The sequence below is a fragment of the Priestia sp. Y58 genome, assembly GCF_029522095.1.
GTDB classification, from domain to species: Bacteria; Bacillota; Bacilli; order Bacillales; family Bacillaceae_H; genus Priestia; species Priestia megaterium_E.
The window spans coordinates 384,142-406,115 of record NZ_JAKWFL010000004.1 but is presented as its reverse complement, the minus strand read 5'-3'; the positions used below and the strand labels follow the sequence as shown (position 1 = coordinate 406,115).

At 38.3% G+C, this 21,974-nt stretch carries 26 protein-coding genes, 1 pseudogene and 1 riboswitch; of the genes and pseudogenes, 8 read left to right on the top strand and 19 right to left on the bottom strand.

Going from position 1 to position 21,974, the window contains the following annotated elements:
* Positions 1-40: 40 nt before the first annotated feature.
* The gene (locus MMB68_RS15355) at positions 41-700 is read left to right on the top strand and encodes an SIMPL domain-containing protein (protein WP_264409022.1); all 660 of its coding nucleotides are present in this window, start codon (positions 41-43) and stop codon (positions 698-700) included.
* A gap of 229 nt (positions 701-929) precedes the next feature.
* Here MMB68_RS15355 and MMB68_RS15350 read toward each other — a convergent pair whose 3' ends face one another.
* From MMB68_RS15350 to MMB68_RS15325, 6 genes are all read right to left on the bottom strand, one after another.
* Positions 930-1,220 carry a hypothetical protein gene (locus MMB68_RS15350; RefSeq protein WP_277549152.1) on the bottom strand — a complete coding sequence of 97 codons (291 nt, stop codon included), beginning with the start codon at positions 1,218-1,220 and terminating at the stop codon, positions 930-932.
* A gap of 133 nt (positions 1,221-1,353) precedes the next feature.
* Positions 1,354-2,535 (bottom strand): trans-sulfuration enzyme family protein, encoded by a 1,182-nt coding sequence (locus MMB68_RS15345; RefSeq protein ID WP_014460952.1) that lies wholly within the window; start codon positions 2,533-2,535, stop codon positions 1,354-1,356.
* Complete coding sequence (locus tag MMB68_RS15340; RefSeq protein ID WP_034653411.1) at positions 2,519-3,664, bottom strand: trans-sulfuration enzyme family protein; 1,146 nt, start codon at positions 3,662-3,664, stop codon at positions 2,519-2,521. Before MMB68_RS15340 ends, MMB68_RS15345 begins: the two co-directional genes overlap by 17 nt.
* Positions 3,665-3,735: 71 nt before the next feature.
* Positions 3,736-3,853, bottom strand: a riboswitch (SAM riboswitch).
* 167 nt (positions 3,854-4,020) lie between these two features.
* Entirely contained in the window at positions 4,021-4,683 is a 663-nt protein-coding gene (locus MMB68_RS15335) for a DUF2642 domain-containing protein (RefSeq protein WP_221785633.1), read from the bottom strand.
* Positions 4,684-4,752: 69 nt separating this feature from the next.
* On the bottom strand, positions 4,753-5,892 hold the full coding sequence (locus tag MMB68_RS15330) for a spore coat protein (protein WP_221785634.1): 1,140 nt from the start codon (positions 5,890-5,892) through the stop codon (positions 4,753-4,755).
* A gap of 142 nt (positions 5,893-6,034) precedes the next feature.
* Positions 6,035-7,123, bottom strand: a complete 1,089-nt coding sequence (locus tag MMB68_RS15325; RefSeq protein WP_221785686.1) for a CotH kinase family protein — start codon at positions 7,121-7,123, stop codon at positions 6,035-6,037.
* A gap of 168 nt (positions 7,124-7,291) precedes the next feature.
* On the opposite strand from MMB68_RS15325, the gene MMB68_RS15320 reads away from it, so the two are divergent.
* Positions 7,292-7,747, top strand: coding sequence for a CotG/ExsB N-terminal domain-containing protein (locus MMB68_RS15320; protein WP_277549151.1), 456 nt, complete (start codon positions 7,292-7,294; stop codon positions 7,745-7,747).
* Positions 7,748-7,892: 145 nt separating this feature from the next.
* Positions 7,893-8,039: a hypothetical protein gene (locus MMB68_RS15315; protein ID WP_277549150.1), complete on the top strand. Its 147-nt coding sequence runs from the start codon at positions 7,893-7,895 to the stop codon at positions 8,037-8,039.
* A 31-nt stretch (positions 8,040-8,070) separates the two neighbouring features.
* Here the strand turns inward: MMB68_RS15315 and MMB68_RS15310 are convergent, their stop codons facing one another.
* On the bottom strand, positions 8,071-8,484 hold the full coding sequence (locus tag MMB68_RS15310; protein WP_013056116.1) for a YppG family protein: 414 nt from the start codon (positions 8,482-8,484) through the stop codon (positions 8,071-8,073).
* A gap of 230 nt (positions 8,485-8,714) precedes the next feature.
* Between MMB68_RS15310 and MMB68_RS15305 the strand changes: the two genes are divergently transcribed.
* Entirely contained in the window at positions 8,715-8,909 is a 195-nt protein-coding gene (locus tag MMB68_RS15305) for a YppF family protein (protein ID WP_013056115.1), read from the top strand.
* Positions 8,910-9,034: 125 nt separating this feature from the next.
* Positions 9,035-9,205, top strand: coding sequence for a hypothetical protein (locus tag MMB68_RS15300; protein ID WP_013056114.1), 171 nt, complete (start codon positions 9,035-9,037; stop codon positions 9,203-9,205).
* 53 nt (positions 9,206-9,258) lie between these two features.
* Here MMB68_RS15300 and MMB68_RS15295 read toward each other — a convergent pair.
* From MMB68_RS15295 to MMB68_RS15285, 3 genes and pseudogenes are all read right to left on the bottom strand, one after another.
* Positions 9,259-9,432, bottom strand: a pseudogene (locus MMB68_RS15295) (hypothetical protein).
* A 167-nt stretch (positions 9,433-9,599) separates the two neighbouring features.
* A complete protein-coding gene (locus MMB68_RS15290; RefSeq protein ID WP_013056113.1) occupies positions 9,600-9,950 on the bottom strand; it encodes a YppE family protein in 351 nt (116 codons plus the stop codon).
* A 45-nt stretch (positions 9,951-9,995) separates the two neighbouring features.
* Entirely contained in the window at positions 9,996-10,250 is a 255-nt protein-coding gene (locus tag MMB68_RS15285; RefSeq protein ID WP_013056112.1) for a hypothetical protein, read from the bottom strand.
* Between the two features lie 227 nt (positions 10,251-10,477).
* Here MMB68_RS15285 and MMB68_RS27540 point away from each other — a divergent pair, with 227 nt between their 5' ends.
* A complete protein-coding gene (locus MMB68_RS27540) occupies positions 10,478-10,579 on the top strand; it encodes a hypothetical protein (protein WP_016763465.1) in 102 nt (33 codons plus the stop codon).
* 11 nt (positions 10,580-10,590) lie between these two features.
* Here MMB68_RS27540 and MMB68_RS15280 read toward each other — a convergent pair whose 3' ends face one another.
* Positions 10,591-11,586, bottom strand: coding sequence for a DUF2515 family protein (locus MMB68_RS15280; RefSeq protein ID WP_221785637.1), 996 nt, complete (start codon positions 11,584-11,586; stop codon positions 10,591-10,593).
* A gap of 73 nt (positions 11,587-11,659) precedes the next feature.
* On the opposite strand from MMB68_RS15280, the gene recU reads away from it, so the two are divergent.
* Together recU and MMB68_RS15270 are read left to right on the top strand one after the other, a co-directional pair.
* The gene (gene recU / locus MMB68_RS15275; RefSeq protein WP_014460963.1) at positions 11,660-12,259 is read left to right on the top strand and encodes a Holliday junction resolvase RecU; all 600 of its coding nucleotides are present in this window, start codon (positions 11,660-11,662) and stop codon (positions 12,257-12,259) included.
* Positions 12,260-12,322: 63 nt separating this feature from the next.
* Positions 12,323-15,145 (top strand): PBP1A family penicillin-binding protein, encoded by a 2,823-nt coding sequence (locus tag MMB68_RS15270; protein ID WP_277549149.1) that lies wholly within the window; start codon positions 12,323-12,325, stop codon positions 15,143-15,145.
* A 35-nt stretch (positions 15,146-15,180) separates the two neighbouring features.
* Here MMB68_RS15270 and MMB68_RS15265 read toward each other — a convergent pair whose 3' ends face one another.
* The 8 genes from MMB68_RS15265 to MMB68_RS15230 all read right to left on the bottom strand — a co-directional run bounded on the left by MMB68_RS15265 (position 15,181) and on the right by MMB68_RS15230 (position 21,946).
* Complete coding sequence (locus tag MMB68_RS15265; RefSeq protein WP_221785639.1) at positions 15,181-15,681, bottom strand: YpoC family protein; 501 nt, start codon at positions 15,679-15,681, stop codon at positions 15,181-15,183.
* Positions 15,668-16,339 (bottom strand): endonuclease III, encoded by a 672-nt coding sequence (gene nth, locus MMB68_RS15260; protein WP_195780770.1) that lies wholly within the window; start codon positions 16,337-16,339, stop codon positions 15,668-15,670. Before nth ends, MMB68_RS15265 begins: the two co-directional genes overlap by 14 nt.
* Before the next feature lie 140 nt (positions 16,340-16,479).
* The gene (locus MMB68_RS15255) at positions 16,480-17,187 is read right to left on the bottom strand and encodes a DnaD domain-containing protein (RefSeq protein ID WP_028407970.1); all 708 of its coding nucleotides are present in this window, start codon (positions 17,185-17,187) and stop codon (positions 16,480-16,482) included.
* Between the two features lie 336 nt (positions 17,188-17,523).
* Positions 17,524-18,816, bottom strand: a complete 1,293-nt coding sequence (gene asnS / locus MMB68_RS15250) for an asparagine--tRNA ligase (RefSeq protein ID WP_277549148.1) — start codon at positions 18,814-18,816, stop codon at positions 17,524-17,526.
* 155 nt (positions 18,817-18,971) lie between these two features.
* A complete protein-coding gene (locus MMB68_RS15245; protein ID WP_013056104.1) occupies positions 18,972-20,156 on the bottom strand; it encodes a pyridoxal phosphate-dependent aminotransferase in 1,185 nt (394 codons plus the stop codon).
* A 133-nt stretch (positions 20,157-20,289) separates the two neighbouring features.
* Entirely contained in the window at positions 20,290-20,778 is a 489-nt protein-coding gene (locus tag MMB68_RS15240) for a cell wall elongation regulator TseB-like domain-containing protein (protein ID WP_013056103.1), read from the bottom strand.
* An 11-nt stretch (positions 20,779-20,789) separates the two neighbouring features.
* The gene (locus MMB68_RS15235) at positions 20,790-20,960 is read right to left on the bottom strand and encodes a YpmA family protein (RefSeq protein ID WP_013056102.1); all 171 of its coding nucleotides are present in this window, start codon (positions 20,958-20,960) and stop codon (positions 20,790-20,792) included.
* 188 nt (positions 20,961-21,148) lie between these two features.
* Complete coding sequence (locus tag MMB68_RS15230) at positions 21,149-21,946, bottom strand: ComEC/Rec2 family competence protein (protein WP_277549147.1); 798 nt, start codon at positions 21,944-21,946, stop codon at positions 21,149-21,151.
* Positions 21,947-21,974: the final 28 nt, after the last annotated feature.

Below are 21,974 nucleotides of genomic sequence, written 5' to 3'. Positions count from 1 at the left end.
TATCATATATATATTAAAGATCAATAAAGGAGGTTTTTGTATGCAACATTCTTATTTGCCTTATGAACCTACACAACAACTGCGCGTAGATACACAAAATAGAGAAATTAAAGTAATTGGTGAAGGAACTGCTTCAGCCATTCCAAATGAAATTTCCATGACGATTGGAACTCGTACGGAAAACCGAGACGTTCAAGAAGCCTTAAAAGAAAATTCAGCTGTTTCAAACACTTTGCTGCAAGAGATGAAAAATCTTGGAATCAACGACCAGCAAATTGAAACAGCTTCATTCACCATAAATCCTAAATATGATTACAGCGATGGAAAATCGACTCTTACAGGATACGAAGTACAGCACTTATTTAGAGTAAGAGTACAAGATGTAAAACAAGCGGGCGATGTCTATAACGCTACGTTTTCAAGCGGAGCAAACGTAGCGCAAGACCTTCAATTTCACGTTACAAATGATGATAAATATGAACAAGAAGCAATTAGTAAAGCTTTATTGAATGCCAAAGAAAAGGCCTTTACCATTGCCAACACGCTTCAGCTCCCTATTAACCAAACCCCCATTCTAATCGAAGAAGGCCCCGTCTATCAGTCATCTGGCTCCTCGCCTAAGTTATTAGCGGCCTCTCCCCCTATTCAAGCTCAGTCCTTGACTGTATCTGCTTCTGTAAAAGTTACGTACACGTATTAATACTTGTGGTAAACTATAGACTATTCTAATGAAGAAACTAATCTAAAGGAGCTCTTTGCACAATGACTTCTGAACATTTACTAGCAGCTTATCAAACCCTATGGTTAAACCGTTCGTTTGCTTCTAAACAAGCCATGACAAGTGAAGATCAGCTTCACGAAGCCATTATGAAAGATTTAAAAGATGAAATGACTCATCCACGCGTCCGGCAAACACCGTATGTAAAATATCATCTTGGCATAAAAAGAATTCTAAACAGCAGTCTTTCCTCTGATGAAAAAGTTGCGCTTACGTCCCTATACACAAACCTTTTAGATAGCTGTATATAACGGATATCAATCCAGTGTAAAGACGAACAAATGGGATAAAGGAGCTGAACCGTTTGTGACACCGCGGTTGATTTCCGTGCAAGGCTTCGCTTTCCGCGGGCGGCCGATGAGCCTCCTCGTCGCTTGTGCTTCTGCGGGGTCTCATCCCTTCCGCTTTTCCCGCAGGAGTCTTCGCCTTGCCCTCCAATCAACCGCTAGAAGCAACGAAATAGATGAAACCTACGTTCACCGTGACAACAAAAAACAAGAACTATTAATCAGTAATTTTGATTAATAGTTCTTGTTTAACTTTAACTAGAATACTTTTGTCCCAGTCTCTTTTCTTTATTTAATTAACGCCTTTTCTTCTAAGCTTTGAAAAACAGCATTAAAGTCTTGCTTTAAATCCTCGAATTCCTCTAACCCTACTGAAAGACGAAGAAGTGAATCAGTAATTCCTTTTTCTTCACGTACTTCTTTTGGGATACTTGCATGAGACATTGTTGCAGGATGCGTTAGAATGGATTCAACTGCACCTAGACTAACGCCAATTGAAGCTAATTTGACTCCTTGTAAAATATGTCGTGCTACTTTTTCATCCTGTACTTGGAAAGAAATCATAGCTCCGTATCCATTTGCTTGTTCTGAAATCAGTTTGTGGTCTGGATGACTTTTTAAGCCCGGGTAGTATACACGGCTCACTAGAGATTGTTCTTCAAGCCATTTTGCAAACTGCAGCGCTGTTTTTAACTGCTGATCTAAACGAACTTTTAATGTCTTAATTCCCCGAAGCAGTAAAAAACAATCCTGTGGTCCCAAGATAGCACCAAAAGCATTTTGCACAAACTTTACTTCTTCTGCTAACTTTTCATCGCTTACTACAACTAAACCGCCAATGACGTCACTGTGGCCGCTGATATATTTTGTAGCACTATGAATCACAATGTTTACACCAAGGTCAATTGGCTGCTGTAGATAAGGCGTTAAAAACGTGTTATCCACAATTGTAAGAAGATTGCGCTCCTTCGCCAAACTTGCTACTGCTTTAATATCTGTTACCTGTAAAAATGGATTTGAAGGGCTTTCGATATAAATAGCCTTCGTATCTTTTGTGATAGCTTCTTCTACTTTCTCAACCTTCGTTGTATCAACAAAAGTTGTTTTGATACCAAACTTTGAAAATAATCGTGTTAATACACGATATGTCCCGCCGTACGTATCGTGTGAAACTAAAATTTCATCCCCTGATTCAAAAATAGATAACACCGATGAGATAGCAGCCATACCTGATGAAAAAGCAAAACCAGCGTATCCATTTTCTAGCTGAGCAATGGTGTTTTCTAAAGCCTCACGAGTTGGATTTCCTGAACGAGAATAGTCATAACGGCCGTTGTTCGTCTCATCTTCTTGGTTAAATGTAGATACCTGATAAATAGGTACGTTAACCGCTCCAAAATGACCGTCAATTCCTGTATTTGCATGAATTAAGTTCGTACCAAATCTATGTTTATTATTGTTGGTATGCATCAAATGCCTCCTTCAAGTCTTTAATTAAATCATCTGCGTGCTCAATTCCAACTGATAGCCGCAGTAAACAGTTTGTTACTCCGACACGATTTCGAATTTCCTCCGGAATATCAGCGTGTGTTTGACGAGCTGGGAATGTCATTAAACTTTCTACGCCTCCTAAGCTTTCTGCAAATGTAATAACTTTGACATTTTCTAAAAGTACTGACACGATGTCAGGGTGTGAGACAGCAAAAGAAATCATGCCTCCAAATCCAGTTGCTTGTTTCTTCATGATTTCATAGCCTGGATGTGTTTCAAGACCAGGGTAATACACTTTTTCCACGAGATCATGAGCAGTAAGCCAATTTGCAATTTTCAGCGCGTTTTCATTATGCTTTTCCATACGAAGCGCTAGCGTTTTAACACCGCGTAATAACAACCAGCTGTCCTGTGGCCCTAAGATTGCCCCAGCTGCATTTTGATAAAAACGAATTTTCTCTCCTAAGCTACTACATCGAGCCACTACAAGACCAGCAACTACATCATTATGACCCCCAATGTATTTGCTTGCACTATGTATTACAATATCTGCTCCAAGCTCTAAAGGACGCTGATAATAAGGGGACATGAAGGTATTGTCAACGATGGTAAGCAAATCATGCTGTTTAGCTAACGCAATTGCTTCTGGCAAATCAGTCACGTGCATCATTGGATTCGTAGGTGTTTCAATAAATAAAGCTTTCGTGTTGGGACGAAGCGCATCTTTTACTTGCTCGAGATGTGCTGTGTTGACGTACGAAACAGTAATTCCTTGCTCTGAAAAGATTTCATTTAGTACTCGGTACGTTCCTCCGTATAAATCCTCTGATACAATTAAATGATCTCCGTTTTTAAATAGTGCTAAAACTGCCATTACACCCGCCATTCCTGAAGCGAATGCTACTCCTACTTCTCCTTTTTCTAAAGCAGCAATTGCTTCTTCCAATGCTGTACGAGTAGGATTTGCCGTACGTGCATAGTCAAATCCTGTACTTTGCCCTAAAGCAGGATGAGCAAATGTTGATGCTTGGTAAATGGGTGTTGTAATAGAACCTGTTGAAGGATCACGACCTACTCCTGAACGAACTAATAAAGTTTCAATTTTCATCTATTTCTCTCCTTAACTCAAAATAAAAAACACTCTTCACAGATGGAAGAGTGTTCGTTTATACACGATTTCTCTCATCTGTTAGAACAATACTGATGTTCCACAGGAATTAGCACCGTTCAAATGAATGTTTCATTTGATGGTTGCCGGGCATCGCAGGGCCAGTCCCTCCGCCACTCTTGATAAGAGTTCTATATAATTGTTGGTGGTTAACGTTTGTTGTTACTAACTTTAATAAAGATTTTCTTTATTGTCAACATAATTTTCTAAAAAATTCAAATCATCTCATTTGTTTATTCAATATACTTGTCTTGCTAAACACATAAAAAAAAGAGACGACAGGGAGGTCTCTTTTTCTAAGGCAAGTGTACAGCTTTTACGTGAGCTAACTTCCAATACATACTTTCTCCATTTGCCGTAATTAGTTCAACAATATTATTAGAAACTTCTTTAAGTACACCAATCTTTTCTGATTGATCCCCTAAATCTAATACGACCAGTTGATTTTCATATTTTTTAAGCTGCTCTTCAAAGTTTCTGACAAAAGGTGCAGAGGCGGGCCTTACTGGGAGCTCTTTGTCACTTAAAGAATAAGGGGTTAACTCATTACTGTAAGGGGTAAGCCATTTCAAATGATGCAGAGAAACAAAGACATTTTTATACACTGGAGAATAAAACACAAGATAATCATTCAGCACGCTTGTGATATAGCCATGCAATGATTTCCCTCCCGTTACATAAATTTCAATAAATTTCCCTTTTGCCTGCTGTAAAATATTCCGATAAGAAATCCGCTGACTTTCTTCTATTAAATTCTCTTCTATTTCACGTAAAACCGTATAGTCTTCTTCCGATACTTCCCGCAAACGATGCATGTGTAAAAGAGGAATATACAAATAATCATGTCCATTATACAAAACCATAATATCTAATCCAAGATCAATAAGTCTGCCAACAAATGTCGTTTTTCCTGAAATATCTAACTCCACAATTTTATTGATATAATGATTCATACTCATTCTGATTCTCCTCCTTTTTCCTATATGATAGAAAAGGTGCTTTATAAGCACCTTTTATGTTCCATTTCATCATGCTTTCCAACGATAATTTTTCGTTTTAATAACTTTCTCAGCCGGTGTTGAAGAGCGTGAACCTGTACGTCCACCCGTGCGGCGTCCTCGAGAACGATCACCTGTGCGTCCACCCGTGCGGCGTCCTGTACGTCCACCTGTGCGGCTTCCCGTACGTTCTCCTGTACGTTCTTCTGTAGACTTCGCAGCTTCAGTCTCTCCATTTTCTTCTGTTTCTTCATTATTATTTTGATTGTTATCGTTTTGCTTAAAAGCCCCTTTTGCTCCTACACAAATGGTTTTAACGTGTCTTGGCTGTAAGCGTAATACTTGATTATTCTGCACAAGTGTAAATGTACCATTTCGGCTTTGTACTAACACGCCCTCTACAGCTTCAGGTCCTCCATTATTGATTGATACCCATTTATGAGAAAGGTGGGCAAAAAGATCGTTAAAGCTTTTGGATTTCATATATTCTGGTTCTTGGCTCACTAAGAGTTCATTTGCAGATTGATTAGCTTGATCTCCATTGTTGTTTTGATATTCACTCACACTCTTAACGTGTTCAGTATTAATATAAATGACACCGTCGTCCTCTGTGAGTAATACTATATAAGCAGATTCAAATGAACCTAAGACATCAAGAAGCTGACCTGCTTTTTTCTCAGGTCCACCTTGATTAACCTGCACATATTTAGTTTTCATTAATGATAAAGTTGTAGCAAAAGTTTTTCCTCGATATAATTCTAGTTCTTCGTTAAACCCTGTAAAGGTTTGCGCTGAATTTGACATAGTATCTTCAGTAATACTCTTTACATGCGCTAAGTTATAATATACAAGGGTATATTCTTGTTGATTATTGTTTTGATTGTTTTGATTGTTTTGGTTTTTTTGGTTGTTTTGGTTGTTATTTTCACCATTATTGTTATTATTGCTTTCTACCGCTAAAATTAAATAATCTGACTGCACGTCAACCAAATAACCTGTTTTAGATTCAGGTCCTCCACGATAAACGGTCACCACTCTTCCTGTTAGGGGTTTGAAGTGAGAAGAATAGCCTTTATCAGGCATTTGTACATTTTGGCTGCGTTTTTGGCTTGATTTTTGGCGTGGATTTTGATTTTGCCCTTGTTCTTGGCCATAGTAATAGTTACTCATTGTTTTTCCTCCTTATTAGTTATCCTTATTGGTCATTCATACTGTATATATACGTATCATGTACAGCTATTGATTTCCTGCATTTGCCTATTATTAGCAAAATCCACTGTTGCCTATAAATTGCCTATAAATCTATCTCTTTTTAAAGAGTCAAAAGGTTATTTTCAATATACGCTGTTCGTTCTTTTATAAAAGACAGCATAAATTCGGGTTCTTTATAAAATTGCTCCAAGTTATCTTTTACGTAAGGGTCTTTTAATACATAAGGAGCAATATACTCATGCAGTTGATAAATGATTGGTTTCATGTATTCTATTGTAAATTGATTATTTAGAACATTGTTCATTTTTTGAATATATCGCTTTTTAATGCTGTTCACCGCCAGTAAGCGAGCTGTAAGCGTATTAAATCCTTGTGCGCGGACATAGTCTCCTTCCATTACTTTTCCATTTACATCTCTTCCCCAAGTTGCATCATAATCCCATGGAATCAGTTCAAAGCGTCCGCTTTCATGATTTAGATAGAGGGCATAGTTATGGACAAAACCGTCGTAATTCTGCATACAAATAATACCGACTAGCCAAGATAAATAGCGGTCGACGTTCAAGTACTTCTCAATATTCTGTTCGAATTCTGTATTTGTCCACGTATTAAGATTAAATATAAACTTTTCTAATTTTTCCTCATCCCCTTCTCTTACTGCTTTATCTTCATATCCAGATAACAAAGTTGTTTTCGGCCTTTTATCCAAATCGCTCATCAAAGAAAAATTAGCATCTCCGTCCACTGCATAAAATATGGATCCATCCGCTAAATTTCTTTTTTTCAAAAATAGTTCATCTACCGATTCGAGCTGAAGATATATTCCTTCATTTTTCCCATTAATCTTAAGAGTGACAAACTGAGAGTGAGGAGATAAAACGTCTAAAGAGGAGAAAAAATCGAGGGACAATTTATTGCGCATAAGCGATGGATCTTTATATTCAGCGTTCAGGTGTATTTCTTTGGCACGCTGAAATATTTTTGGAGAATAAAATTCAATATAATATGACTTTTTCTTCATCTTCCGAATGTGGGAGCCTCTTAGCAGCAAATCAATATCGTAGCGTTTTTTGTTAAACTTCATCGTTGCCTGAACCGCCTCTTCTGACCAAATATCTCTTTGCATTTCCTTTAAATCTTTTACATTCACAAACAGAGCGTATTGAGGGATTTCTTTTTGATTCATTATTCGACCACCTTTCTTCAATTATTAAAGTATATGAAGGGTAAATTCTCCATGATACCCCACTGCATCAACTATTTGCGCAAACTCCACTTTTGACTCATATCAAGGACAAGCATCAGCGCGTATTCTATTAATGCAAGACCTAGTCCAATTGCCAAGGAGGTTTTTATATTGCATATTACACCTGAAAAAATTAAAGAGGCTGCTGAAGCTCTAGAATGTACAGAATTAAAATCTTTTATGTTTCAAGAGCCAACTGCTGGTCCACTAACAAGAAAGCGTCGCTCTTCTCGTAGCACTGGCCGCAGTAGCCGCCGTTCTACTCGCGGTACTCGTCGCTCTTCTCGCGGCACTCGTCGCTCTTCTCGCGGCACTCGCCGTTCTACTCGTGGCACTCGTCGTTCTACTCGCCGCTCTCGTCGTTCTACTCGCCGCTCTCGTCGTTCTACTCGCCGCTCTCGTCGTTCTACTCGCCGCTCTCGTCGTTCTACTCGCCGCTCTCGCCGTTCTACTCGCCGCTCTCGCCGTTCTACTCGCCGCTCTCGTCGTTCTACTCGCCGCTCTCGCCGTTCTACTCGCCGCTCTCGCCGTTCTACTCGCCGTTCACGTCGTTCACGTCGCTCTTAATTTCTCTAAACACCCATCTTTATTGCAAAAAAACGCCGAAGAACCATGAGTGTCTTCGGCGTTTTTTTCCACTTATAGAAGGAGCACATTTGGAAATATACTAAGATGGGATGTTATTCATTTTACATAGAGAAGGAGAGGTTTTATGAAAAAAAGCCAGCATCAAATTTCAACTTCATCAACAACAGATGTCGAAGAAGTCAAACGTTTAAATGCTAAGTCTGGATTAACTTACAATGAAGTCTTTACACTTCTTGGAGAGACCTATTTGAAAAATCAAAAGAAAAAATAATAAGCAGGGACTAGAAAATACCTTCTAGTCCCTATACTTTGAAAATCCCGGAAAACCCTTTTACGAGGGATGTTAATTGGTTCATGGCTCCCATCATCTGCCCCGCAGTATTCATCATCTTGTTCATATCGTAATTGCCATCACTCGATTTAAACTGAGACATTAATGACTGAAATTGAGAAGGCTGAGGCTTTTGTTGCTGAGCTTTAGGGTATGGATTAAAAGGCGCACCTGCATTATTGTACATGGGCTGCTGGTACATTCCGTTCATATAGGGAATTTGCTGAGGACCAAAAGGCATTTGTTGCTGAGCGTACGGATGTTGCGGCATATAAGCTTCCGTCCATGGCTGCTGATGATACTGCGGAAAAGGATGTACCTGACTTAAATCAAAACGTTCTGGTTGATGTTGCTCATAATACGGATAATGCTTACTTGTATACATGCAAAATCAATACCTCCTTTTTAATATTACATAATATATAGTATGTATGCAGAAATAAGAGGTGACGTTCGTCTACTTGTACTTTTGGAGAACACATTCAAAAATATGTAGGTTTCTGTCGAAAGTTTAAATTTTTCAAAAAAACGAGATTATTTAAATATATGGTACGATAAGAACAAGTGATACTACGTATACGTAGTGGCACAAATGGGGATTAGGAGGGAATTTACATGTATGTGAACGAACTTCAAGAAGCTTTTATTGCGGTGAAACAGTATGAGCCGCAGTCAAGTAATGAATTACTCGATTTTGCTCAGCAGCAGTATTTAAAAGGTTTTTTAACTCCTATGAATTACAAAGCCGCTGTACGTGAACTCGAACAAATTGGAGCTACTAAGCCCGATTTTAGTGCACAAGACGATTAATTTTTTTACTACCACCGAGAAATCGGTGGTTTCTTTATTTCCTGTAAAGTGGACACATACTTCTTTTTTGACTTGTTTATACTATAAAAGCTTTAACGTAGTATTCAATAAAGGAGGTCTATCTCATGAGTCGCGGAAAACATTTTGATCATAAAAAGCAAGGACAAAGCGCAGTAACTAAAACAAATAACGCCGTTGCTTCTAAACATACTGAAAAAGTTGATTATCATATCGATACAGTCGCTTCACAAGATCACCCAGCTGTTTCTATCCAATCTCAAAAAGATTTTGATTAACTTTTTGATTGATATGATAAAAAGAGGCTGGGACGTAACAAAATGATTCCAATCTAGAGACGAACAAATGGGATACATGAGCTGAACCGCTTATGACACCGCAGTTGACCTCCGTGCAAGGCTTCGCTTTCTGCGGGCGGCCGCTGAGCCTCCTCGCCGCTTTCGCTCTGCGGGGTCTCATCTGTTCCGCTTTTCCCGCAGGAGTCTTCGCCTTGCCCTCCAATCAACTGCTAGAAGGAACAAAACAAATGAAACCTATGCCTCTCATCAAAAAAACGAACTACGAATCAAAAATTTTGATCGATAGTTCGTTTTTCAATTCGTGTAAAATACTTTTGTCACAATCTCACACATAGAAAATCCCCACCTTGTAGATCTTAACGGAAGGCCGGGATTAATTATTCAATATCGACTCGAGCACATACTTATTTGAGTGATACATCTTTTTAAATCGCTTTTCTCGCGTCTCGGGATAAAATGACTGTAGTACAACGTTTTGTAAATTTTCTTTTAACGTCTCTACTTGATTAACATGAATATATTTTGGTCGCTCTTTCTTCAGCCATTCCGTTACGAGACTAGCCCATTCATCAAGTTCTTTGAAGAAAATATCTCCATAAGGCTTTACTTCTTCAAAAAATTTCACTTCATAATTTTCTTCCTGTTGAATAGACGCTAATCGTTCTACAGCTACTTCATTATATTGAAACATGATCTCCGTGCTTTTTTTCACATCTTCATTCATCGTTATTCGTCACCTCTACGATGACTATTGTAACATAAACAGTCTTTATACTGTATGAAGAACCATTTCTCTTCGGCTTCTATTCCATTCTGTTTCAGAAGGCATGCTTTCATACACAGCTACTTCAATTTCTTGCAGTGATTGGTCAATGCGATGAACTTGTTCCATATATGTTTCTTCACAATGTGTAAATGCTTCATTTATAGATGTAGACATCGTTTTATCCACTAAATCTACTTGCTCTAGTAAGCTATCTAATAAAGTCATCATTTCGCTTGTTTTAACCATACTTTGTTTCATCGCCATCCCTCCAAATTTTCCTTTGCATAACTTATTCTCTCTTTTCTTCATTGTCCCTTCACACATGACAAAACTAGTTTCTATTCGTCAAAGAAAGATGTTTTCGACATTTTCATTTATGGTGAATCGAAAGTGAGCATATTGAAAACACTAGTATAGACATTTCAGCTAAGCAGATACATTCCGCTGCTGAACGTTTATTACAACATGATAGGAGGTGCCTAGATATGGCCAACAAACAGCAAAAATCACAGCCTAAAAATAAGCCTGAAACAAAAACCTACGGTGATCCTAAAAAGTTAAACGGTCCTAACCAGCCTTCTACTTAAGAACAAAACGGTCACTTGTGACCGTTTTTATTTACATTAAACACTTGCGCTACTTTCATTAATATATACAGCTGCTTTTGCTTTTGAAGATACCACTTTGTAAAATGAACTTTCTTTGGAAAAGGCGGCTTTTTCATGAGCTTTCGTTCCTCTTTTTTCGTTAAAAACCACTCTTCTCTCTTCTTTTCATGATGTCTAATAGCCGGATACACCATTCGAAGAGCAGGTGTACGGCAGCTAGTTTCATTCATAAAATACTGCTCATAATCGTATCTTGAACCCGTGTGCTTTGTTTTCAAAGAAAATTCATAAAACAAGGGATGATACTTTTTATGAAATAATAAAGCCGCTAATTTCTTCCCTAAATCAATTCGATTATTTACTTTTGTAAAATCATGAACAGAACAACCGTATAATTCCCCTTTTGTAGTAGGAAAAAGGACGGAACTAAAGTGGAATATATCTTGAAAAAAAAACAGCATACTTTTAAATACCTTATCTTGATAAAAAGGCTGTTCAATAACGGGATTTTGAATAACATGCTGCTCATTCACAATTAACGCATGAATAAGCTGCAGTTCACAAGGTCTCTGCATAAATTGTCTCCACTTCTCTTCGATAAAAGATGAAACGTTTAAATAGGGAAGTAAATGAACGTAAGAGACATGTTTTTTACGCGAAACAGCATACAATAGTAATTGCGGGAAGGCATCTTTAAAAATAAGCCAATTTGCTCTTTCATACGTCAAAAATAATAAATCACGCGTTTGCTTTGATAACGCTTTTTTCATGTTTTCCCCTTGCAAATCACACATATTCCATCCTGCGTTTCGTGATACCATACTTGCGAGAAATGCCCACTTTACTTCAGGATATCTATGATAAAAAGTTGCATAAGCCTGGGTTCTTGATATATTATCAATATTCAGCTTGTCTGTGGTTTTTTTAATCGCCGTCAACAGCGCTTGTTCCGAACTATTGAGTGACATCTCTTCATCTTCTTTCATCTATTTTTATTTGTAGGATTTGGTATAATAGAATTTGTTTGTTTAATAGATTTACATTAAAGGAGTGATGGTTATGATTCGCTATCCTAACGGAAAGGCCTATAAGCCATTGAATACCAGCAGTCCTTCCCCTAAAAAGCTAGAAGCTAGCTATAGCAATCGTGGTATGACGCTGGAGGACGATTTAAACGAAACAAACGAATACTATGTTTCAAAAGGAATAGCCATTGTTCACAAAAAACCAACCCCTGTTCAAATTGTAAAAGTAGACTATCCGAAGAGAAGTGCCGCTGTTATCAAAGAAGCTTATTTTAAACAGGCTTCTACTACAGACTATAATGGAGTCTATAAAGGAAAACACCTTGACTTTGAAGCAAAAGAAACGAGAAATAAAACCTCATTTCCGCTGCGTAATTTTCATGAACATCAAATTGAACATATGAAGCAAATTGTGAAACAAAACGGGATTTGTTTCGTTATATTAATGTTCTCTACTTTACAAGAAATATACTTGTTCGAAGCACAGTTCCTTTTTCCTTATTGGGATGCCATGAAAAAAGATGGACGAAAATCAATCCCTAAGGCAGATATTGAAAAAAAAGGACATTTCATCGAACTTGGTTACCATCCGAGAATCGATTACATAAAAACTATAGATAAATTATACTTTTAAGAGTATGATATATATGTTTACGGAAATCATTCTCTTACAATGCGTTGAAAGGTAGGAGTTTTTATGTCAGATAATTATCGCTCTCGTGAAGAACGACGAAGAGCTATGAATGACAACAAACCAGAAGGTAAATCTCAAGGAAAACCGAAAAAGAAGAAAAAAGGAGGCCTATTTCGTAAAATTGTTGCCGCGGTTTTACTAATAGGAATCATCGGGCTCATTGCCGGAGTGGGAACTTTTTTTGCTATGATAAGCGATGCTCCAAAAGTTGATGACTCGGTATTAAAAAACTCTTTTTCATCTAAAGTATATGCAAACGATGGAAAGACAGTTGTAAAAGAAATTGGAGCTCAAAAACGTACATATGTGCAATACGATGAAATCCCTCAAGTCGTCAAAAACGCATTTATCGCTACGGAAGACGTTCGTTTTTATAAACATCACGGCGTCGACTTTTACCGAATTGGCGGAGCATTAATGGCGAACTTTAAAAACGGTTTCGGTGCTGAGGGCGGTAGTACGATTACTCAGCAAGTGGTAAAGAATTCGTTCTTATCACCAAAGAAGACGGTTAAACGTAAAGTACAAGAAATGTGGTTAGCTTACCAGCTTGAGCGTAAATATTCGAAGCAACAAATTCTTGAAATGTATTTAAACAAAATATATTTCGCATCAGGTGAAGTATACGGTATTGAACGAGCAGCTGAGAAATTTTACGGAGTTAAAAGCGTAAAAGATTTAACTCTTGATGAAGCTGCTATGTTGGCAGGCTTACCAAAAGCGCCAACTACTTATAATCCAGTTACAAACCCAGAGAATGCTACTAAACGCCGTAACACAGTATTAAACTTAATGGCTAAAAACGGCTTCATTACACAAGCCGAGGCCGACAAAGCAAAACAAGTAGATGTACAGGCTCATTTAGCTAAACAAACTGAATCAACATCTAAGTACGATGTATTTATTGATCAAGTAATCGAGGAAGTAAAAAAGAAAACAGACGCGGATCCATTTTCTGCGGGCTTAGAAATTTATACAACGCTTGACACTAATGCTCAGGACTATGTGGATGATGTGATGAATAACAAAGTAGTCAACTTCCCGAACGATAAATTCCAAGCAGGTCTTGTCGTTGTAGATAATGAAACAGGTGGTATTCAAGCAATTGGAGGCGGACGTAATCGTGTATCAGGCGGCTTAAACTTTGCAACAAATATGAGACGTCAGCCCGGCTCAACAATTAAGCCAATCTTAGATTACGGTCCAGCGATTGAGAACTTAAAGTGGTCTACTGGACAACCGATAAAAGATGAAGAATATCATTATTCAAACGGCACGCCAATCCGAAATTTTGGACGCAACTACAAAGGGTGGGTTTCAGCGCGTGAAGCTTTAGGACGTTCACTGAACATCCCTGCTTTAAAAGCTTTTCAAGCAACCGGTGCGGATAAAGCAAAAGAGTTCGCTACAGGCCTTGGGCTAAAATTAGATGAAGAAGACGGCGAAGCTTATTCTGAATCTTATTCTATCGGAGGCTTCCGTACAGGTGTTACACCTCTACAAATGGCTGGAGCCTATAGTGCTTTTGCAAATGAAGGTATGTACAATGCACCGCATACAGTGACAAAGGTAAAATTCCCTGATGGAACAGAAATTGATTTAACGCCAAAACCAAAACGCGCAATGCAAGATTACACGGCATTTATGATGACGGACATGATGAAATCTGTTGTAAACGAATCATATGGTACAGCTCGTGCTGTTCGTACACCAGGATTAGAAATTGCGGGTAAAACAGGAACTTCGAACTTTAGTGCTGCAGAAAAGCAACGATACAATATTCCAGACGCTGGTGAAAAAGACGTTTGGTTTAATGGGTTTACGCCAAACTATACGATTTCCGTATGGACAGGCTATGAAACTGCTAAAGACGGCTATATTTTAAGTGCTAATGAAACAGGCATGGCAAAAAATATCTTTAAGCATGTTATTACTCATATTTCTGAAGGCAAACCTAAAGGAAGTTTCAAGCAGCCGGACAGCGTAGTTGAACGTTCCGTGGAAAAACCAACGGGCAAAGACTTAAAACGCCCAAGCGGCTCTACTCCTTCGAGCTTAATTACTAAAGAATACTTTGTGCGCGGTACTGCACCGACAAAAGTATCTCAAACGTTTGTGAAGAAAGAAAAAGAAGAAAAGAAAGAAGATAAAAAAGAGGACAAAAAAGAGAAAAAAGACAATAAAGATGTGAAGCCAAAAATTACTGCTTCGTATAGCGGAGGAGCAATTTCAGTTAACTGGTCAGCGTCAAACGCAGCCAGTGATACGACCTTTACAGTCACAATGTCATCTCCTAACGGTTCTGAACAACTCGCATCTGGGGCAGGAGCCGGTGGAAAAACAATTTCCAACCCAGCACCAGGCGCAACGTATAGTTTCACCGTAACAACAAATACGGGCGAAAGCGCTAGTTCTTCTGTAAAAGTCCCTGATTCATCAGATCAAGCTACCGAAGATGATTCTACTAAGCCTGAAGATGGCGGAACAACGGACGATAATCAAAATGAAGACAATAGCAACACTGATCAAAACAACGGCTCTGATCAAGGTGACGATTCATCTACTCAGCCGGATGATAACCAAAACAGCAATAACGGAAGCAATAGCGGCGGTAACAATAGCGGCAATACCGATAATAACAATAATGATAGCGGCAATGCTAACGATGGTAATAGCGGCAACAACAATAATAACGGAGGCACAACTCCTCCTCCAGCAGACAACGGTGGAAGTGACTCAGGAAGTCAAACACCACAAACTCCTGCTACACCATCGACGCCGTCAACACCTGCTACACCGCAGCAAGAGCCAACAACTGAAAATTAACGTAGCAGTAAAAAGCCCCTACACGTGTAGGGGCTTTATTTCTTGTGAAGAATAAGCATTTTTGCATACTGCTTACGCAGCTCATTAAATAATTCTGTCAGCTGAATATACGCTTGATAAGAAGAAACTCGCTGCAGCAAAAACATAAGTCTCTCAGCACAGTTAATAGGCTTATAGGTTAGGTCCGCTATGTCTGCTTGCAGCCGATTTAAACGCCGAACGGGCTGTCCATTAATCCAAAACAGTAAACTAATATACATAGCAGCAGCTTGTTTCATACAAGGGGCTGCTTCTTTTGCTTTTCGCTGAGAAAAAAGCGTATACAGTTCTTCCCTTTGAGTTTCCCACTTTTCAAAAAATGGCCGTATGCTCTTTTGAACATCCCTCCAAGGTGTTTTCGTTTCTTTATGTACATCGTATAAAATATCATAAGCAAAATAATTTCTTCCATTTTTTTCATCTAATTCAAGAACTCGATCTTCTTTTGAATAGAATGGTTCGCATATGAAATGTGACGGTACTTCAATCGGTAACATCTGTCTTCTTCTCTTTTCCTTTCATTCGTTTCTTTCCTTCTCGGCAAAGATCAAGAAGCGGGCAGACATGACATTGAGGAGACTGTGCTTTACAGTGATAGCGTCCAAAAAAGATAAGTCGATGATGCGTAACGGACCATTCATCTTTCGGAATTTTTCTCATCAGCGTTTTTTCTACTTCCAAAACGGAATCTTTCCACCTGCAAATCCCAAGGCGTTTACTTACACGTTCTACATGCGTATCTACTGCTATGGACGGTACTCCAAAAGCTACGGATACAACAACATTAGCCGTCTTACGCCCTACTCCTGGAAGATTGGTCAGCTCATCACGATCTCTTGGAACTTCTCCTCCGTATTCATCAATGAGCATACGGCAGAGCTTTTGAATATTTTTAGCTTTATTTCTATATAAGCCGATTGATCTAATATCTTGCTGCAGCTCTTCTAACGAAACGGCTAAATAGTCTTCAGGCGTTTGATATTTCTTGAATAAATCCGCTGTTACGCGGTTGACTAAAGCATCTGTGCACTGAGCAGATAGCGCTACAGCAATGACTAAATCAAAGGGATTCCGATGATTTAACTCACAGTGAGCGTCAGGAAACATTTCTGCCATAGCATCTAGGCACTGTCTGATTTGTTTTAACGTTAACATACTAGTTCTCCTTCTTCTTACAGGTAGTTCCCTCCTATTTTACAATAGGGTTCCTGTCAAATGCTACTCTTGTCCATATTCTTTTAAAAAAGCTGCTTCAAGATTCAATTACTTGGATCTTGAAGCAGCTTTTTATCCTGTCATTGCTCTAGCCAGTTAAAAAAAGGAATGGCTGATGTAGACTGAGAAGGGTTAACAGAAGATAGTTTTTTGGGCTGTTGATTTTGACGAAATTTTTGGCTATGCTTGCGGGCTTGATCAATGGTCCGAATACCATTTTTCTTCCATTCAAATAAAATACGATCAATATACCGGAAGTTTAATTTCCCAGACATCACCGACTCTCTTAGTGCCGCTTTAATAATAATGGGATCATGATGATCTTGATCAATCCACATCGCTAGCGTTTCACATTCAAACGGAGACAATGCTCTGCCGAACTCTTTTTCAAACATTGTATATAAATTAAGCTCTTCTTGTTCTTCTTCGTTTTTTTCTACTTCTCTTGTTTCTTGCATCATATGATGAATAAGCTTTTCCCAAAGCGGTTTTAATGAATAACGTTCACAAATAAGGGCGTTTTGCTGTTGATCTTGTTCAATAGATAAAAAGCCGCGCTGAATTAATGCTCGCAGCGTATCCATGCAGACAGCACTTGAAATACTCATTTTTGCCGCCAATTCGTTAGGTGTCGGGAAACCTTCACCGCCTTCAATGGAAACATAAATATGCATTAACGTCATGAATTCCGTTTCGTTCATTCCCAAATCGCTATAGTGATTAAACAGCAGCTTCGGAATTGAAACTGTGCCTTGTTCAAACCATTCAATTAACGTTTCTTTTTTCATATCCGAACACCTCAGTAGTTAGTATATCATGAAGTTTATAGTCAAAGTAATAATTATTCGAAGCTAAAAAAGCTTCTATGTAAAACTTTCCGCTGAAACCGTACCATTGCTCTGCACATATAAAATATATACGAACGATGACTTCCTTCCAAGAATATTACACTAACTTATTTTTTCGAGAATTGCAACTCCCTTTTAAGTTAGACTCTTTTCTATGTTTGCCTTTGTTTCCTTATGATATAAGTAAAAGCCTCGTTTATCTTTTCTTTTTATGATTCATAAAAAAAGCTAAAAAAGTATCCTGACTACAAGAGTCAGAATACTTTTTTCACTTCCTTACGGGTATAAACGGTTTAATAAGCGTGGGAATGGAATTGTTTCACGAACGTGTTCTACGCCGCTAATCCATGCTACCGTACGCTCAAGGCCTAAACCAAATCCTGAATGTGGAACTGAGCCATACTTACGAAGCTCTAAATACCACTTATACGTTTCAGTATCTAATTTGTGCTCTTCTACACGCTGAGCTAAAAGCTCTTGATCATGAATACGTTCAGAGCCTCCAATGATTTCTCCGTAGCCTTCTGGTGCGATTAAGTCTGCACATAATACTACGTCTTCATTTGTTGGATCTGGCTGCATATAAAATGGTTTTAATGACGTTGGATAGTGTGTAATGAATACCGGCTTGTCATAGCTTTCTGCGATAGCCGTTTCATGCGGTGCTCCAAAGTCATCTCCCCACTGAATGTCTGTAAATCCTTTTTCATGTAAGAATTTAAGAGCGTCATCGTACGAAATACGAGGGAATGGCGCTTTAATTTGTTCTAACTTAGATGTATCACGGCCTAGTACATTTAACTCTAACTTACAGTTTGTTAAAACAGACTGTACAACATGAGACACATACTCTTCCTGTACTTTCAAGTTATCTTCGAATTGGTAGAAAGCCATCTCTGGTTCAATCATCCAAAACTCAATTAAATGACGGCGTGTTTTAGATTTTTCAGCGCGGAACGTTGGACCGAATGAAAATACTTTTCCAAGCGCCATTGCCGCTGCTTCCATATAAAGCTGGCCACTTTGAGAAAGATATGCATCTTCGTCAAAATATTTCGTGTGGAATAATTCTGTTGTTCCTTCAGGAGCACTTCCTGTTAGGATTGGCGGATCTACTTTTGTAAACCCGTTTTCGTTAAAGAATTCATACGTTGCACGAATAATTTCGTTACGAACCTTCATAACAGCATGTTGGCGTTTAGAACGCAGCCATAAATGACGGTTGTCCATTAAGAACTCTGTGCCATGTTCTTTTGGCGTAATTGGATAATCAACAGCTTCATGAATAACTTCAAGACTTGTAACTGTTAACTCATAGCCAAACGGTGAGCGCTCATCTTCACGTACTACACCTGTTACATATAGTGATGATTCTTGCGTCATAGATTTAGCTAATTTAAAAGTTTCTTCTTCTACTTCAGCTTTTACAACTACCCCTTGCATGAATCCAGATCCATCGCGCAGCTGTAAAAAGGCAATTTTACCACTTGAACGTTTATTCGCTAACCAAGCACCCATTGTTACTTCTTTTCCTACATGCTTGCTTGCTTCTGAAATCGTAATTTTCACGATTAATATCCCTCCAAAAAACTTACATTTCGTAATTATGTATGCCATCCTATTATACATTTCGACAAACATAATAACAAGTAACAAACAAAAAGAGCCTTCTAACACGTGTGATTTGTGCTAAAAGGCTCCTTTGTTTTTAAATATAATCTTTTTTATTTCATATGACGAGTCATAAATGAATGGATGCGTTCCACTGCTTTTTCTAGCAGATCTAGTGATGTAGCATAAGAAAGACGTACATTTTCAGGTGAACCGAATCCTGATCCAGGAACTAGGGCTACCTTCTCTTCTTCTAAAATAGCTTCTACCCAAGCATCAACTGTATCAAAGCCAGTTAACTTTGCAGCTTCAATTGCGTTAGGGAATAAGTAGAAAGCACCCTGTGGTTTTAAGCATGAGAACCCTGGAATGTTAATCAACTTTTCATGAATCACGTTTAGACGCTCTTCAAAAGCTTGTCGCATCATTTCCACCGGCTCCTGAGTGCCGTTATAAGCAGCAATTGTTGCATATTGAGCAATAGATGTTGGATTTGACGTGCTGTGACTCGCTAGGTTTGTCATCGCTTTAATAACTGTAGCATCACCAGCTGCATATCCAATGCGCCAGCCCGTCATGGAATGTGACTTAGAAACACCGTTAATGATAATTGTTTTTTCTTTTAACGCTGGTGAAAGCTGTGCAATCGATACATGTTCATTTTGACCATACACAAGCTTTTCATAAATTTCATCTGATACGATAAAAATATCGTGCTTCAAGCAAACTTCTCCTAAAGCTTGTAGCTCTTCTCTTGTGTAAATCATACCTGTTGGGTTGCTTGGTGAATTGATAATAACAGCTTTGGTTTTAGCAGTAATAGCCGCTTCTAATTGTTCAGGTGTGATTTTAAATTCGTTATTTTCAGAACCTTCAACGAATACTGGTGTACCTTCTGCTAACTTTACTTGCTCAGGATAACTTACCCAGTAAGGAGTTGGGATAATCACTTCGTCACCTTCGTCTAACAGAACTTGAAATAACGTATACAGTGCGTGCTTAGCACCTGTACAAACAATAATTTCAGAAGGTGAATACGTCAGGCCTTGGTCGCGTTTGAATTTTTCAATTACCGCTTCTTTTAATGGTGCAAGGCCGCCTGCTGGCGTATATTTTGTCTGACCATCATTCATTGCTGTAACAGCCGCTTCTAAAATGTGTTGCGGCGTATTAAAATCAGGTTCCCCTGCTCCAAGTCCAATCACATCATGACCAGCCGCTTTCAATTCTTTCGCTTTTGCTGTAATCGCTAATGTTGATGATGGCGTTAATGCTGATACACGTTTTGCTAACTTCACTAAAATCTCCCCCTATGAACTAAAGCTATAATCAGCCCGCGGGCTGATTATAGATAAAAAATTGGCTTCATTTTCATAAAGCGCTGAAATCTTATATTATGACACATATGGTATTTCATATGGTATAAACGATTTATGATTGAGATAAGCTGTATCGTTTTATAAATTCACCGCTAGAGAAATCAAGATAATAGTATGTTAAATGTTTCTTATCTTTATCCACATATGTTACTTCCCACAGCGGCTTTTTATTTTCAATGCCTAGGCGCACCGACTTAATTTCCTGCGGGTTTTTATCATTTTTCACAATGGAAATGGCTTTTTCTTTTGTGATCCCGCTGCTTGCTTTCTTTAAAACTGCTGTTTGTTTTTTGCTTTTAGGCATCCAAGCAATTACCTTTTGATTGCTTCGGTTTGTACCTTCTACTACATAAAATGCATGATTGCCGAAATATGGCTGGGTGCTTGTGACAGATTTCAAATTAAATTCTTTTTTTGCTTGGGATGCTGCTTTTTCCTCAGCAGACTGAACATCCTTCACGGACGAGTGATAAATGCTAAAAGAAATGCCCCCGATAATTAAAAGCACAGCAGCTACGGCTACAATAATTAACTTTTTCATAAAATCCCTACTTATGTACGATAAATTGTAAATACAGCTTTGCTTTGATCTTCTTCATCTAACGCTAATCCGAACATCAAATCTTGCTTTTTCAACGTGCGATTCAAACTATCAACAATTTTATATAAATCCGAGGAATTTTCCACGCGGACAGTTGATAATACTTCAATCCTACTTTCCATTGTAAACCTCCTAGCTCGTCTATCACGACGCAAAAATGACGATATCCGTATTATAACAGGTATCAAAAACCATCGTCATCTTTTTCACTCATCAATCCCGTCTGTACGTTTTGCGTAAAAACCGAATAAATAAGTAAACATATATAATATTATAAGGAATTTACCTCTTTTTGCAAAAGGAAATTTGTTTATTTTGCAGAAAATTTCATCACATCATAGGATTTTAGCGACATTTTAATAGAGTAAGCGCTCCCCTCTCTTACGTCATATAATTCAATCCATTCAGCTGTTAAATTTGAAAGCAGTCGAGGGGAATAGGAACGGCCTGGTTTCGTAAACGCAACCGCAAGCTGTGTATCTAATTGCTTCAAAAATGCATTCGAAAAAAACGTTCCCTCTCCAAAATTAGGAATTTTCAATACATCTACATGGGTAAGAGGAATGCGTAAAAACTTTTCTTCTACTTCATCTGAGCTGCTCATTGCATATAGAATCCGATGTTCTCCAATCGTAAATAATAGGTCCATAGCCGCTGTTTTTTGCTTCGATGCATGCAAGACATCAACGTGTATATTATTTGTTAACTGAAATAAATCATTTTCTTTCCACTTCTCTGTTTGAAATTCCGCCTGGTACTGAGCTGGGACAATAATACGCTCTATATGATAATCATTCACAGCTCGCTGAACATTTGAATCATAGTACTTTTGCTGTTTTGTAATCACTAATTGGTTGATTTTTTTTACTTTATATCGCTTCAACCACTTCTTTAGCTCGTGATAGGAAGATGCATTACCGGTATTTATCAAAATAGTCTTACCGCTTCCATCTTGAATCAGACTCGCTTCTCCAGCTGAAAGAGGTAGAAAGGTAATCACTACTTCATCAGCTTGCAAACCAAAATCTACGTTTTTAATGACGGCTGCTGAAACCGAACAGTTCATAAAACTAAAAAGCAGTACAGCACTTAGCAATATTTTAATCATACACTGTCCTCATTTGCTTATCATAGTA